The organism is Bacteroides sp. AM16-24, assembly GCF_003471885.1.
Taxonomy (GTDB): Bacteria; Bacteroidota; Bacteroidia; order Bacteroidales; family Bacteroidaceae; genus Bacteroides.
The window spans coordinates 135,529-150,820 of the sequence record NZ_QRKI01000008.1 but is presented as its reverse complement, the minus strand read 5'-3'; the positions used below and the strand labels follow the sequence as shown (position 1 = coordinate 150,820).

Sequence of the window (15,292 nt, the reverse complement as noted above, 5' to 3'; positions counted from 1 at the left end):
GCCCCCTATTCTTTTACAGCAATCAGTTCCAGACTACTATCAATCCTTTGATTGATGTACTGTCAGTTGTGGGAAAGGGAAACCGATACCTTCCTTATTGAATACAGAATAAATGGTCTTGTTCATATCGAAGTAAACTCCCCAATAATCTCCACTCTTTACCCAAACACGGATAACAACATTTACACTGCTTGCATCCAAAGCATGAAGGGCTACAAAAGGTGCCGGGTCAGCAAGGATACGCTTATCTTCAGCAATAATCCGTCTAACAGTTTCTTCCACCTTATCATAGTTCTCACCATATTCTACGCCAATTACCCAATCCACACGGCGGGTATCTTCACGGCTATAATTGGTCACTGTACCACTGCTCAAGGCTCCGTTCGGTATATAAATCACTTTATTATCAGCCGTAGTCAAAATCGTATGGAAGATTTGTATCTCACGTACCGTACCTGATACCCCCTGACTTTCTATCCAGTCCCCCACCTTGTAAGGACGGAACAAGAGAATAATCAAGCCACCCGCAAAATTCTGTAGATTACCGGACAAAGCCATACCAATAGCCACACCAGCAGATGCCAGCAAGGCAGCAAAGGAGGTTGTTTCTACACCCAGCTTACCGATAACGGCAATAATCAGCAAGATGGTCAGAAGGATATTTACCAAGCTCTTTACAAAGCTTTGAATACCAGCATCCACATGACGCTTTGCCAACAGTTTGGAAACCATCTTCTTAATGAGAGAAATAAGGAAACGTCCAATGACAAAAATTAGAATAGCCCCAATAATATTTCCACCGGCAGCTACACCCCAGTCTATTAATTGTTGAAGAAAGACTTGCAATTTGCTGAAGCCTTCTTCTACTACAGTTCCATCGGCAGGAATTGCCGTTTGTAATAATACTAACATAATATTTGTTCGTTTGAAGTTAATAAAATCATTATCTCCTAATAATTACGGGAGATTACAAAATTAACAAATATTTCCGGTTATCGTTCACTTGATTTGCGTGTTTCAGCGAAAACACTTAATTTTGCTCCCGATTTCAACTAAGGGGTGCCCTAATATGACGGGCTGAGATCATACCCATTGACCTGATCCGGGTAGTGCCGGCGGAGGGAAAAGAAGAAAAGTTCCCCTTTTCTGTATTCATCTTTAATAGTTAAAATTGCAATGAGAAAACATGCAATGGCGGCCTGCCTGTTGACGGCAACGCTGGGCGTCTGTGCGCAGACGCATGAAAAGGACAGCTTGCGGGTGATAAGCCTGCAGGAAGTAGAAATTATTTCTACCCGTGCCACGGGAACTACTCCGGTGGCGTTTACCAATGTTAGTAAAGAACAGCTTAAAAAGCAGAACTTCGGACAAGACATTCCCTATCTGTTGTCGTTCACACCGTCTGTACTGACAACGAGTGATGCAGGTGCAGGTATCGGTTACACCAGTATTCGGGTGCGCGGAACAGATGCTACACGCATCAATGTAACCACTAACGGTATACCCATGAACGATGCGGAAAGCCATTCTATCTTTTGGGTAAATACTCCCGATCTTGCCTCTTCACTTCAGGACTTGCAGATTCAACGCGGTGCAGGAACTTCCACAAATGGTGCAGGAGCATTCGGAGCCAGTATCAATATGAAGACACAAGGCATTCTACCCACACCGTATGCAGAATTCTCAGGCTCTTACGGGTCATTCAATACCCATAAAGAAACGGTAAAGGTAGGCACCGGCCTCATCAATGGACGATGGGGAGTTGATGCACGTCTGTCTAATATCCACAGTGACGGCTACCGTGACCGTGCCAGTGCCGACCTGAAATCTTATTTTGTGCAGGGCGGATATTATGGCGACAAGACTACCGTCAAATTCATCACCTTCGGCGGAAAAGAAGAAACATATCATGCTTGGGATGGTCTGGATAAAAAAACATTGGAAAACGACCGTAAGTACAATCCCAACGGAGCCATAGAAGATGCCCAAGGAAATGTAATCGGATTCTATGACAATCAGATAGATTACTACCGCCAGACACATTACCAATTATTACTAAACCAGATATTGTCTTCTTCATGGAAGCTGAACATAGCACTGCACTACACTGACGGTTACGGTTACTATGAGGAATACAAAAATCGGCGTACACTGGTGGAGTATGGCTTGACTCCATTTGAAACAAACGGTACCACTATAGAGAAATCGGACCTTATACGCCGTAAACTGGTAGACAGTGGTTTCGGTGGCGGTATATTCTCTTTCGATTATAAAGGAGATAAGTTAGATGCCTCCATCGGTGGCGGACTGAATTATTATAAGAATACCCATAACGGCAAGGTGGTATGGGTGAAGAATTATCTGGGTGAGCTTGCCCCCGATCATGAATATTACCGCAACATCGGACGGAAAACAGATGGCAACATCTACGCAAAGGTAAATTATGAAATACTGGATGGGGTTAGTTTATATGCCGATATGCAATATCGCTATCTGCGCTACAAGATAAACGGCAATAACGACAAGTGGGATTGGACAGCCGATCCGGCACACCTGCAACCGCTGAATATTGATGAAGATTTCAGTTTCTTCAATCCTAAAGCCGGTATCTTCTGGCAAATTAATCCCTATAACAGTCTTTATGCCTCCTTCAGTGTGGCAAATAAAGAACCGACACGTAACAACTATACCGACAACCTGTTTGCTGCGCAACCAAAATCAGAACGGATGTTCGACTATGAACTGGGCTACAACTTCCGCAAAGGTTGGTTTAATGCAGGCGTCAACCTGTACTATATGGATTATAAGAATCAATTGGTGCTAAATGGACAATTGAACGAAATCGGAGAACCCGTAGCAGAAAACGTGAAGGACAGTTATCGCATGGGCATCGAGTTGATGGCAGGCGCCCGCATCACCAACTGGCTGCGCTGGGATGTCAATGCAACCTGGAGCCGCAACCGCATCAAGAATTACACCGAATATCTGAATGATGTGAATGAGGACTGGAAAGATATGTATAGTGAAAGCTGGGGCATCTCGCAGACCACCCGCTATATCGGAACCACTCCCATCTCTTTCTCACCGGACTTCATGGCAAACAGCCTCATCTCTTTGGATTATAAAGGTTTTAATGCATCTTTGCAGACGCAATACGTCAGCAAGCAATATTTAAACAATGCTCATCAGGAAGATTGTACGCTGGATGCCTACTGTGTTAGCAACCTGAGTCTCGGATATACTTTCAAACTGAAAGGGCTGAAATCTGTTAATGTAGGTGTAACAGTCTATAACCTGTTTGACGAAACCTACGAAAGCAACGGCTATGCATCGGGAAGTGCTGTGTACGAAGGTCACGGTAAGAATCAAATAAAGGATAAAGACAGCAAATTGCTTTATACATCCAATTATGCAGCCTACTATCCCAATGCAGGTATTAACGCGCTGGCACATATTACGCTGAGTTTTTAGTACATGGAACAAACTCTCGAAATTATCGGAACCATCGTCGGTCTTGTCTACCTCTGGTTAGAATACCGGGCGAGTATCTATCTTTGGATAGCGGGCATCATCATGCCTGCTATCTACATTTTCGTCTATTACGATGCCGGACTGTATGCTGACTTCGGAATAAATATCTATTATCTGGGGGCAGCCGTCTACGGTTGGATGATGTGGAAATACGGCAGTTTTGTAAGACGAAAACTTCATCTACGTATCAAAGAAGGGCAGCAGGAACTTCCCATTACCCGTATGCCGATGAAATATTACCTGCCCCTCGGCATTATATTCGTCGTTACTTTTGTCGGCATTGCCTGGATACTCATTCGTTTCACCAACAGTAATGTACCCTGGCTTGATTCTTTCACCACTGCCCTCAGTATCGTAGGCATGTGGATGCTGGCACGTAAATATGTAGAACAGTGGTGGGCATGGATTGTGGTGGACATTGTCAGTGCAGGACTCTATGTTTACAAAGGCCTCGATTTCACAGCAGGACTGTATGCTCTTTATACAATAATCGCTATCTTTGGCTACTTCAAATGGAAGAGGATGATGGAAAGAGTGGTAGAGTGATAAGATGGTAAGGTGATAAAAGAAACAATGATGAAAGAAAATGATAATAAAAATTCAGTGGAACTCTGTGTTCTCTGTGGTGAACCGGAAGCAGTAATCTTAGCCAATGGTGATTATCCGACTCATCCTATACCTTTGCAGATACTGGCAAGCGCTCCTTATATCGTTTGCTGCGATGGCGGTGCAGATGCTTATATAAATCGTGGCAACGTACCTGATGTTATTATCGGTGACGGAGATTCACTGAGTGAAGAAAACCGCCGGAAATATAGTCATATTCTTCATTACATCTCCGACCAGGAAACCAACGACCAGACTAAAGCCGTAAACTTCCTTTTATCACAAGGTAAAAAAAATATCGCTATCGTAGGAGCCACAGGCAAACGGGAAGACCATACTTTAGGAAATATCAGCCTGCTCATTGATTATATGCGTACCGGAGTTCATGTCCGCATGCTGACCGATTATGGTATTTTTATTCCCTGCCATGATACCTGTTCTTTCCCCAGCCAACCGGGTCAACAGATTTCAATCATAAACTTTGGTGCCCATAACCTGCGAGGTGAAGGCTTAGTATACCCTCTCAGTGACTTCACTAACTGGTGGCAAGGTACACTGAACGAAAGCACGGAAACAGAATTCAGTATTCACGCGGAAGGAGAATACCTGGTAGTTATTAACTATTAGCTTTCCTCTCCGCTACCTCCACAAAGTACACACTCAGACATATCATCCCGATAGCCACCCCCTGTTCCCAAGTAAAGCGGTCTTGCCCCACGATATAAGAAACGACACTGGTCACAGTCAGTATCAGATAACCATACATGGCCACTACGGTTGTCTTCAGATACTTCAATCCGATGGGCATCAACCAATAACTAAGATAAGTAGGGAAAATAAGGATGAATGCCAGAACCACCCACGGCATCCAGTGCCAGGTTCCATGTACTGCGTCGGCGAACAACGGCGCGTTCCAGCCCAGGATAGTAGATATCACCAGACCGGACAGCGCCGCGCCCCCAAACACATATTTCATTACAGTCACCAAGCCAATCTCTTCCAGCAATTTCTTACTCAGAATCAGATAAATGGCAAAGAACACCGAACTGAGCAGGCACAACATATTACCTGTAAAGGCATCATGTGCCAAGTCATCGCTGCCTTGAGTCAATATACAGAGTAGCGCACCACCGAAACCGAGGGAAATTCCGATAATTTTCATCAGTGTAGCCCGCTCGTGCAGAAAGAGAACGGAGATAAGAAATACCCAGATAGGTTGCAGGGAATTGAATATGGCACTGCTAACAGGCGTCGTCTTACTGATACCCAGCAAATAGCAGAACATAAAACCATACATGCCGAATGCCCCCAGACAAAGTAACCCGATACGCTGCCGCCGTGTGATAGGCGCTTCTTTCACAAACCAGCCTGTCACCCAGAACGCCACAGCAGCAAAAGTACAACGCACCGTGACGCCCGTCAATGCACCCATCCACACAGGCAACAGGAATTTCAGGGCATTCATATTCAATCCCGCAAATATTCGCGAGACTACCAAACTTAAATTGGCCTCCAGTTTCTTATCTTTCATTCGGATATCGCAATTTTGGTTTCAAGGCAGAGAACACAGAGAGAAGAAAATTGTTCAACGTACATGGATATTCCAAAACTATTCGTATCTTTAGGATGTTCTATGGAAAACAAAAAAGGATAGCCCTATGAAAAGTAAAAAAGACACACTGCGTACCGAAACGCAAGATGAACCTAAGAGCAAAGAACAAGTGCTCACATTCTCTCATCAACTGCGTCGGGAAATTGAAACAGCCTGCTGCCAACTGGATAACCGCGAAGGACAGAATAACTTAACAATAAACAAGGAGGTAGCAGAATGGCTAAGCAAGTAATATGGTCGCTCGTCGCCAAGAAACAGTTGAAGGAAGCATTCCAGATACTAAAGCTAAAGAATGGGAATAATGAGGTTGGTGAAGTGCTCTATGTACAATTACAGAACATATTGCACCGCATCAGCATGAATCCGTTCATCGGACAAACAACAGAAGTAGAAAATATACGCTACATCATTCCTCACCCGGGATATACACTTTTCTATCGACATAGCCTCAAGAAGATAGAAGTTGTTGTACTATGGGATAACCGGTTAAAAATGGGAGAACTGAAGGAAGTTCCCAAGAAGGATTTTTAATATCTGCCATGCTTCGACTACACTCAGCATGGCAGATATTAAAAAATCAGTACTTATAGCGACAATAGATAACTTTTAAAATCAGCAAATTCCTTTGTCATCGATAGGCTTTGCTTTTCACCTTGCATAAAAGCTTTCAGTTTTGCAGGAATCTCTATGCTTTCATCGATAATACCTTCTACGGTTTCGAGGAATTTCGCCGGATGTGCCGTCTCCAGAAAAACGCCAGTTTCACCTGGTTTCAATCCTTCTTTCAGAGCACGGAAACCACAGGCACCATGCGGATCGAGCAGGTAATGACATTCCTTCCACGTTTCACGCATCGTTTCGGCAATCTGTTCATTAGTATAAGTAGTACCACTGATTTCAGCAGAGATGGCCGCATGGCTGCCTCCATAAAGATCGAGCACACGCGCAAAGTTACTCGGATCGCCTACATCCATAGCATTGGCAATGGTAGCGATAGAAGGACGTGGAGTATAAACTCCGGTTTTCAAATATTGATAGAAGATATCGTTACGGTTATTGGCAGCAATGAAACGCTTCACAGGCAATCCCATACGTTTGCCAAACAATCCGGCAGTAATATTTCCAAAGTTACCGCTCGGAACACAGATAACCGGTAAATCAGCTACAAGTGACGAGCTACGAGCTACAAGTGCTGCGCTATCATGCTGCATAGTACTCGTAGCTCGTAGCTTGTCACTCGTAGCTTTCTTCAGTTGCGCATAAGCATAGAAGTAATAGAAAGCCTGCGGTAAGAATCGTGCTACATTAATGGAATTGGCACTGGTAAGTTGCAGATGCTCATTCAGTTCCTTATCCATAAAAGCAGACTTCACCAACGCCTGGCAATCATCGAATGTACCGTCTATCTCAAGGGCGGTGATATTCTGTCCGAGAGTCGTAAATTGTTTTTCCTGTATTTCACTAACTTTCCCTTTAGGATAAAGCACATATACATGAATGCCCTCCACGCCGAGAAAACCATTAGCTACCGCACTTCCCGTATCACCGGAGGTAGCAACCAACACATTGACTTGTCTCTTACCTTCTTTTCTGATGAAGTATCCTAAAAGACGGGCCATAAAACGTCCGCCCACATCTTTGAAAGCAAGCGTCGGGCCATGGAAAAGTTCGAGGGAGTAAATATTTTCCGTCACTTTCACCAGAGGAACATCGAAACTCAATGTATCGTAAACGATTTGTTTCAATGTTTCGGCAGGCACATCTTCCCCAAAGAAAGCATCGGCTACGCGATAGGCAATCTCCTGAAAAGAAAGAGTATCGATACTATCATAGAAATCTTGTGGCAAAGGTTTAATGCTATATGGCATGAAAAGTCCTTTGTCGGTAGCAAGTCCCTTCACTACGGCTTCTTCCAGACTGGCGTCGGGAGCTTGTTTATTGGTACTGTAATATTTCATAATCAGCTTTTCATAAATTCATTAATAAACTCATCTTCCTTCAATAATCCGTAACTTCCTTCGCAAACAGATACTTCATCAAAGGTCTGTACACTATCCGGTTCGATACCCGGATACCAGATGAAGAAAGGGATCGGTTCATTGGTATGTGTGCGAAGCTCACATGGAGTAGGATGATCGGGCAATACGGCAATAGCTACCGGTTCCTCCCAATCTTTCACGGCTTCATAGATAGGACCTACAGCACGGCTATCCAGATTTTCGATCGTCAGAAGTTTTAAATCTATATTTCCTTCATGTCCGGCCTCATCGCTGGCTTCGATATGCAGATAGACGAAATCATCCGTCTTCAGGGCTTCCAATGCGGCAGCCACTTTGTTCTCATAATTGGTATCGTACAATCCGGTAGCACCTTCCACTGTCAGGCGACGCAAGTCCGCATAATATCCGATACCATTGATCAAATCTACAGCAGAAATCACTGCCCCCCGTTTCACTTGTGGGAACTTATCAGACAAACGTTCCATTTTAGGACGATATCCGGGACTCCAGGGCCAAATACTGTTAGCCGGGTCTTTCCCTTCCGCCATTCGCTTCTGATTCAACGGATGATTTTTCAAAAGCTCCTGCGAACGCAGGATAAGGTCATTAATCAGGTCCGCAGTCTGTTGAGGAGTCAGGGGAGAAAGTGACGAGTGGGCTGCGCTATCATCCTGCATAGCACTCGTAGCTTGTAGCTCGTCACTTGTAGCTTTTACCAATAACGGGCGGAAAGGTTTCAACGGCACATCATGTGGTGGCGTACAATCGATACGCTTATCTCCACCTTTGATCACCAATAAATGACGGTACTGAACACCTGTATGGAAACGCACCCGTTCATTACCCAGATGTTCCTGCAAGTATTTCACCAGTACATCGGCTTCTTCCGTTGTGATATGCCCGGCAGAATGGTTTTTAATATGATCGCCTTCAATGCAAATGATGTTACAACGCATTGCCATCTCGCCCGGCTTCAAATCTACGCCGATGCTGGCAGCTTCCAGAGGTCCTCGTCCTTCATAAACTTTCGGCAGGTCATAGCCCAGAACGGACATATTCGCTACCTCACTACCGGGATGAAAACCGTCGGCAACAGTCTTCAGCCGTCCCGTACGTCCCATGCTCGCCAGTTTATCCATATAAGGCGTCTTGGCATATTGCATCAGCGTCTTACCGCCCAATGACTCCACAGGCCAATCCGCCATTCCATCGCCTAATATGATTATATGTTTCATTTTATTAAACATTTGCAATACTCATGATATCCGCAAATACACCTGCCGCCGTCACTCCGGCACCGGCACCGTATCCCTGTATCATCATCGGATATTCTTTATAACGTTCCGTAGTCAACAGAATGATATTGTTACTACCTTCCAGACCATAGAACGGATGATTTACACCCACTTCCTGCAGGCCGACCGATGCTTTGCCATTCTCCAGTTTAGCAACAAAACGCCAGTGCTTATTCTCAGCTTCCAGTACCTTGCGACGGGCTTCGAAGTCCGCATCCAGACTCGGCACTTTCTTCCAGAAATCATCCAGCGAACCTTCAAAGAAATCATCGGGCACAAACAGGTTCTTTTCTACATCCGACTGTTCCAGCCTGTAACCGGCTTCACGTGCCAAGATCACCAATTTACGGATAACATCCTTACCACTCAGGTCGATACGCGGATCCGGTTCGGAGTAACGCTCTTCCTGCGCCATCTTGATGGTCTTGCTGAAAGGAATATCCGCACTGATCTTATTAAATATATAGTTCAGCGTGCCACTCAGCACTGCTTCAATCTTCAATATCTTGTCACCACTATGGATAAGGTCATTGATCGTATTGATAATCGGAAGTCCCGCACCCACGTTCGTTTCAAAGAGGTACTTCACACCACGCTGACGGGCAATCTGTTTCAATTCACGGTAGTTCTCATATTCCGAGGAAGCGGCAATTTTATTGGCAGCTACTACAGAAACGTTGTGTAACAACAAGTCTTTGTACAAGGAAGCAACTGCCGCACTTGCCGTACAGTCTACAAATACTGAGTTGAAGATATTCATACCGATAATCTCGTCACGCAAAGTTTCCAGCGTACTCGGCTTACCCTTCTCTGCCAATTCTGCACGAAAATCTGTCAGATCAAAGCCTTCACGGCTAAACATAGCCCGGTCAGCATCAGCGATACCTACAATATGCAGTTTCAATCCATTCTCCACCATCAACTTCTGTTGCTGGCAACGGATTTGCTCTACCAAACTGCCGCCCACCGTACCGATACCGCAAATAAAAAGGTTCAGTACCTGGTATTCCGACAGGAAGAATGAATCGTGGATAACATTCAATGATTTACGCAATGATTTGGAATCCACTACAAATGAGATGTTTGTTTCCGAAGCACCCTGGGCACAAGCTATCACATTGATACCGTTACGTCCCAACGTCCCGAACAGCTTTCCGGCAATACCCGGCGTATGCTTCATATTTTCACCTACGATAGCTACCGTAGCCAAGTTCTTCTCTGCCTGTATCGGAGAAATCTCTCCCATTTCAATCTCTTTGGCAAACTCTTCATTCAGCACTTCACATGCCAGGTCGGCATCCGCATTACGCACACCGATAGACGTAGAGTTTTCCGAAGATGCCTGAGATACAAGGAACACACTGATGCCATTCTTTGCCAGTGCCTTAAAGATACGGTAGTTCACACCAATCACACCTACCATACCCAGCCCCTGCACAGTAATCAGACTGGTATCATTGATAGAAGAAATACCTTTAATCGCTTTTGTGCGCGGATCAGATACTTCCTGCTTGATAATCGTTCCTGTTCCTTCGGGATTGAATGTATTCTTTATTAAAATAGGAATATTCTTGTGGCAAACCGGATAAATAGTCGGCGGATATACTACCTTGGCACCGAAGTTACAAAGCTCCGTTGCCTCTACATAACTCAGTTCGTTAATGGTATAAGCGGTAGAAATCACACGCGGATCGGCAGTCATGAAACCATCCACGTCCGTCCAGATTTCCAATTGGTCGGCATCCAATGCCGCAGCAATAACTGAAGCTGTATAATCGGAACCACCACGCCCCAGGTTCGTAACATCTCCTGTCACCTTATCAGTAGAGATGAACCCCGGTACCAGTGCACGCTTCGGCAAAGTGCTGAATGTTTCACGAATCAGTTCATTCGTCAACTCTGTATCCAATACATACTTGGAGTGCTTCTTTTCAGTTTTGATGAACTTGCGCGAATCAAACCATTGGGCTCCAGTCAACTCTGCAACGATAATGGACGATAAACGCTCGCCATAGCTGACAATCGTATCAGAAGTCTTTTGCGAGAGGTCCTTTATCAGATAAATACCCTGGAAAATATCTTTCAGTTCATTGAGCAATTCGCCAATCTGGCGTTGCAATTCCACTTGCCCCTCACCTGCAGGAATCACTTCTTTAATCATTTCCACATGGCGGTAAACAATTTCGCGGAACTCATTTTCGTAAGCAGCATCACCGGCAGCCGCCATTTTCGACGTGTTTATCAGCTTGTCTGTGATGCCCCCCAGTGCGGAAACCACCACAATTACCGGTTCTTCTACTGCTTCTACAATTCTCTTTACGCTCAAAATACTGTTCGCGGAACCTACGGACGTTCCGCCGAATTTTATTACTTTCATATCCTTTATTACTATTGATAAGGTTGATACAATGTGTCGGGAACAGGACGTATATACCTGTATTGACTTGAATTAAATAAGAAAAACTGCTGAAAAATAGTGTAACACGTAGAAACACAAATACTATCCATTAACCCCTAAGGGTCATGGTCATGCACATGGATGTGACTGTATGTTGATAGTACTTGTTCATACTCTCTGTTTCTTTCATTATTGATAAGTGTCGCAAAAGTAATAATAAAAACATTCAATCTATCACATTTTGCGGTTTTTTTGTAATAAAAATATAGAAAGGCCTCAAAAGAGGCAGAAATATGCAAAAGTACGAAGTGTCATTTTTACACATTAACACACAAAAATCCAGTACCAACGGCACAGTTTTATAACATTTTGATATTAAATCCAAGATATATCATTATATTTGCACTAAATTATCGTAAGAGAATGCGTATGAGTCCAAATATAACTTCCATTTTGCTAATCTATACCGGTGGAACCATCGGAATGATAGAAAACCCCGAAACAGGCGCTTTAGAGAATTTCAATCTCGAGCAACTGAAAAAGCACGTACCGGAGCTGCAAAATTTCACATTCCATATCGATACTTATCAGTTCGATCCTCCGATGGACTCTTCGGATATGGACCCGGAAGCCTGGCGCAAACTGGTGCACATCATCAGTGACCATTACGATAGATACACAGGTTTTGTAATTCTGCACGGCACGGATACGATGGCATATACAGCATCCGCCCTTAGCTTTATGTTAGAAGGATTGAGTAAGCCTGTCATCCTCACCGGCTCACAACTCCCTATCGGAGTACTCCGCACGGACGGAAAAGAAAACCTTCTTACCAGTCTTGAAATAGCCAGTGCACGTGATGCAAAAGGCAATCCGCTTGTACCCGAGGTCTGCATCTTTTTTGAGAACCACCTGATGCGCGGCAATCGTACCATCAAGATGAACGCAGAGAACTTCAATGCATTCCGTTCATTCAACTATCCCGTATTGGCAGAAGCAGGTATTCATATTAAATATAATAATGTACAAATCCGCTTTAAGGAAGTTGAACGGGAACTGAAGCCACATTATCTATTAGATACCAATGTTGCTGTCCTAAAGCTCTTTCCGGGTATTCAGGAGAATGTAGTATCGAGTATATTGGGCATTGAGGGATTGAAGGCTGTCGTGCTCGAAACTTACGGTTCGGGAAATGCTCCCCGCAAAGAGTGGTTCATACGCCGCTTGCGGAATGCTTGCGAGCAAGGGATAGTCATCGTCAACGTCACCCAGTGCAGTGCCGGAACCGTAGAGATGGAACGTTATGAAACGGGGTATCAGCTGATGCAGGCGGGAGTAGTTTGCGGATATGACAGCACAACGGAGTCTGCCGTTACAAAACTGATGTTTCTACTGGGCCACGGTTATACGCCTGAGGAGGTACGAAAGAGAATGCGTACTCCAATGGCGGGAGAAATTACTACCATTTAAAAAAGCAACCCATTAGCGGCAAACAAGGTTTTATCCTTGTGCCCGAAAGAGGTCAAGACTGTAGTTGAAACATAGCTGGACCGTAGCAACTCCGTACCATCTCCCTATAGAGGTACCCCTATGCGGGAAAGGTACGGAGCAACTAAGGGTTTGATAAGCCCTTAGTATGGCCTAAATGGGACAAGAACTCTTACCAATCCATATACACTACCTGAATAAATCCCTTCTAAATCGGACAAGCGAACGGCTAAATTCGTATCTTTGACCATTCATTCAGCAACAAGAGTCTCTTATGGCAAAAGATAAAACGGTTTATGTGTGCAGCAACTGCGGGCAAGATTCTCCGAAATGGATAGGCAAATGTCCATCGTGCGGAGAATGGAACACATATGTGGAAGAAGTGATACGAAAGGAAGTCGTCAACAAACGTCCGGTCTCCGGAATAGAAACAGAAAAGCCAAAACCTATTGTTCTTAGTGAAATAGAGACGGATGATGAGCCACGCATCGACCTCCACGACGAAGAACTGAACCGGGTATTAGGAGGTGGATTGGTTCCGGGTTCTTTGGTGTTGATTGGTGGGGAACCGGGAATCGGTAAATCGACTTTGGTACTACAAACTGTACTTCATATCCCTGAAAAGCGCGTTCTCTATGTATCGGGTGAAGAAAGTGCCCGCCAATTAAAATTGCGTGCCGACCGGTTATCGCACAATTCCAGTGATTGCCTTATTGTTTGCGAAACATCATTAGAGCAGATATTCGTACATATCAAGAACACCCGTCCGGAACTAGTAATCATTGATTCTATACAGACCATCTCTACAGAAAGCATAGAATCTTCCCCGGGAAGCATTGCACAAGTACGCGAATGCTCGGCAAGCATCCTGCGCTTTGCCAAAGAAACACATACGCCGGTATTGCTCATCGGACATATTAATAAGGAAGGCAGCATTGCCGGGCCAAAAGTCCTGGAACATATTGTAGACACAGTATTGCAGTTTGAGGGTGATCAGCATTATATGTATCGCATTCTGCGTAGTATCAAGAATCGTTTTGGCAGCACGGCCGAACTGGGTATTTATGAAATGCGACAGGATGGTTTACGCCAAGTCAGCAATCCATCGGAATTATTGTTAAGCCAGGATCATGAAGGGATGAGCGGCATAGCGATAGCTTCGGCTATAGAAGGAATACGCCCGTTCCTAATTGAGACACAGGCATTGGTAAGCAGTGCAGTATATGGTAATCCGCAACGTTCGGCTACGGGATTTGATATCCGAAGAATGAACATGTTATTGGCAGTACTGGAAAAACGGGTAGGCTTCAAACTGGCTCAGAAGGATGTGTTTCTTAATATTGCCGGAGGATTAAAAGTTAATGATCCGGCGATAGACTTGGCTGTCATCAGTGCCATATTGTCCAGCAATATGGATACGGCTATCGAACCGGAAGTCTGTATGGCGGGGGAAATCGGTTTGTCCGGGGAGATACGTCCGGTAAACCGAATTGAGCAAAGAATCGGTGAAGCGGAGAAGCTGGGATTCAGACGGTTTGTACTGCCAAAATACAATTTACAAGGAATTGATACGAAGAAACTCAAGATAGAACTAATACCAGTGAGAAAGGTAGAGGAAGCATTCAGAACACTCTTCGGATAGTTTGCACATTTTCAACCACACAACATAACCATTTATGAAAAAGTTACTATTACTTACTTGCGCACTACTAATGGGTATTTCAGCATACAGCCAGGAGATAACCATAGAGTATCAACCGGGCTACGGAACGTATAATATGTCTGCCATGAAAGATCACCTGAAGCAGGTGCTTCAAAGCAATCCGCTAAGAGGAGTTAAGACCACAGACAACTTTTCGGGACACCTCACTCATGACCTGCGGATGGGTTGCCTCATCAACAAGCATCACTTCGGAGTGCTGTTTTCGCACATGAATACAGCCGGACAGAACCACCTTGCCGATTATTCGGGAGAGTACAAATATCGCATGCGCGTCTATGGCAACAAACTGGGTGCCTTCTATCGGTTTGCTCTCGCCGAACCGGGCAGATTCACCCCTTTTATTGAGCTATCAGCCGGAGGCGTCTTCAGCACAGCAAAAATCCATGCAAGCCTTATGATAAATGATGCAGGGACAGAGAAAGACGAAATCAAACTAAAGGGCACTAACCTGTTTGTGCAACCCGCACTGGGAGTTTTCTACCGTTTTTGCTCCTTTGCCAGCATCTCGGCTTCGCTGGGGTACGAATGGGATCCTATTACCAGTATGAGCATGGAAGGTAATAAAGCTACAATCGATGCAGACTGGACCGGACTACGAATTAATGCAGGAATCATCACCTATTTCAAAATCAAATGACA

Annotated in this window: 13 protein-coding genes and 1 riboswitch; of the genes, 8 read left to right on the top strand and 5 right to left on the bottom strand. The window is 44.6% G+C overall.

Features of this window, described 5'->3' with window-relative positions:
- Positions 1 to 39 precede the first annotated feature (39 nt).
- Positions 40 to 912: a mechanosensitive ion channel family protein gene (locus DW182_RS11435; protein ID WP_117707899.1), complete on the bottom strand. Its 873-nt coding sequence runs from the start codon at positions 910 to 912 to the stop codon at positions 40 to 42.
- A gap of 133 nt (positions 913 to 1,045) precedes the next feature.
- Positions 1,046 to 1,142, top strand: a riboswitch (TPP riboswitch).
- 34 nt (positions 1,143 to 1,176) lie between these two features.
- On the opposite strand from DW182_RS11435, the gene DW182_RS11430 reads away from it, so the two are divergent.
- Genes DW182_RS11430 through DW182_RS11420 form a run of 3 tightly spaced genes read left to right on the top strand, consistent with a single transcriptional unit; the run spans position 1,177 to position 4,764 of the window.
- Positions 1,177 to 3,471 carry a TonB-dependent receptor gene (locus DW182_RS11430; protein WP_117707927.1) on the top strand — a complete coding sequence of 765 codons (2,295 nt, stop codon included), beginning with the start codon at positions 1,177 to 1,179 and terminating at the stop codon, positions 3,469 to 3,471.
- A 3-nt stretch (positions 3,472 to 3,474) separates the two neighbouring features.
- Positions 3,475 to 4,077, top strand: coding sequence for a nicotinamide riboside transporter PnuC (gene pnuC / locus DW182_RS11425; RefSeq protein WP_117707898.1), 603 nt, complete (start codon positions 3,475 to 3,477; stop codon positions 4,075 to 4,077).
- Between the two features lie 30 nt (positions 4,078 to 4,107).
- Positions 4,108 to 4,764: a thiamine diphosphokinase gene (locus tag DW182_RS11420; RefSeq protein WP_117707926.1), complete on the top strand. Its 657-nt coding sequence runs from the start codon at positions 4,108 to 4,110 to the stop codon at positions 4,762 to 4,764.
- Here the strand turns inward: DW182_RS11420 and DW182_RS11415 are convergent.
- Positions 4,754 to 5,668 carry a DMT family transporter gene (locus DW182_RS11415; protein ID WP_117707897.1) on the bottom strand — a complete coding sequence of 305 codons (915 nt, stop codon included), beginning with the start codon at positions 5,666 to 5,668 and terminating at the stop codon, positions 4,754 to 4,756. The two genes, DW182_RS11420 and DW182_RS11415, sit on opposite strands and share 11 nt — an antisense overlap.
- A 127-nt stretch (positions 5,669 to 5,795) precedes the next feature.
- Here DW182_RS11415 and DW182_RS11410 point away from each other — a divergent pair, with 127 nt between their 5' ends.
- Both DW182_RS11410 and DW182_RS11405 read left to right on the top strand, forming a co-directional pair.
- A complete protein-coding gene (locus tag DW182_RS11410; RefSeq protein ID WP_118295600.1) occupies positions 5,796 to 5,981 on the top strand; it encodes a hypothetical protein in 186 nt (61 codons plus the stop codon).
- Entirely contained in the window at positions 5,966 to 6,280 is a 315-nt protein-coding gene (locus DW182_RS11405) for a type II toxin-antitoxin system RelE/ParE family toxin (RefSeq protein WP_118295599.1), read from the top strand. The genes DW182_RS11410 and DW182_RS11405 overlap by 16 nt, the downstream gene beginning before the upstream one ends.
- A gap of 53 nt (positions 6,281 to 6,333) precedes the next feature.
- On the opposite strand, the gene thrC is transcribed toward DW182_RS11405, so the two are convergent.
- The 3 genes from thrC to thrA are packed head-to-tail and all read right to left on the bottom strand — an operon-like array spanning position 6,334 to position 11,421.
- Positions 6,334 to 7,707 carry a threonine synthase gene (gene thrC, locus DW182_RS11400; RefSeq protein WP_118295598.1) on the bottom strand — a complete coding sequence of 458 codons (1,374 nt, stop codon included), beginning with the start codon at positions 7,705 to 7,707 and terminating at the stop codon, positions 6,334 to 6,336.
- 2 nt (positions 7,708 to 7,709) lie between these two features.
- The gene (locus DW182_RS11395; protein WP_118295651.1) at positions 7,710 to 8,984 is read right to left on the bottom strand and encodes a cofactor-independent phosphoglycerate mutase; all 1,275 of its coding nucleotides are present in this window, start codon (positions 8,982 to 8,984) and stop codon (positions 7,710 to 7,712) included.
- 4 nt (positions 8,985 to 8,988) lie between these two features.
- Positions 8,989 to 11,421 (bottom strand): bifunctional aspartate kinase/homoserine dehydrogenase I, encoded by a 2,433-nt coding sequence (gene thrA / locus DW182_RS11390; RefSeq protein WP_118295597.1) that lies wholly within the window; start codon positions 11,419 to 11,421, stop codon positions 8,989 to 8,991.
- Between the two features lie 450 nt (positions 11,422 to 11,871).
- On the opposite strand from thrA, the gene DW182_RS11380 reads away from it, so the two are divergent.
- From DW182_RS11380 to DW182_RS11370, 3 genes are all read left to right on the top strand, one after another.
- Complete coding sequence (locus DW182_RS11380; RefSeq protein ID WP_044155428.1) at positions 11,872 to 12,912, top strand: asparaginase; 1,041 nt, start codon at positions 11,872 to 11,874, stop codon at positions 12,910 to 12,912.
- A gap of 292 nt (positions 12,913 to 13,204) precedes the next feature.
- A complete protein-coding gene (radA, locus tag DW182_RS11375; RefSeq protein ID WP_118295596.1) occupies positions 13,205 to 14,572 on the top strand; it encodes a DNA repair protein RadA in 1,368 nt (455 codons plus the stop codon).
- A gap of 34 nt (positions 14,573 to 14,606) precedes the next feature.
- Positions 14,607 to 15,290 (top strand): hypothetical protein, encoded by a 684-nt coding sequence (locus DW182_RS11370; RefSeq protein ID WP_147400124.1) that lies wholly within the window; start codon positions 14,607 to 14,609, stop codon positions 15,288 to 15,290.
- Positions 15,291 to 15,292: the final 2 nt, after the last annotated feature.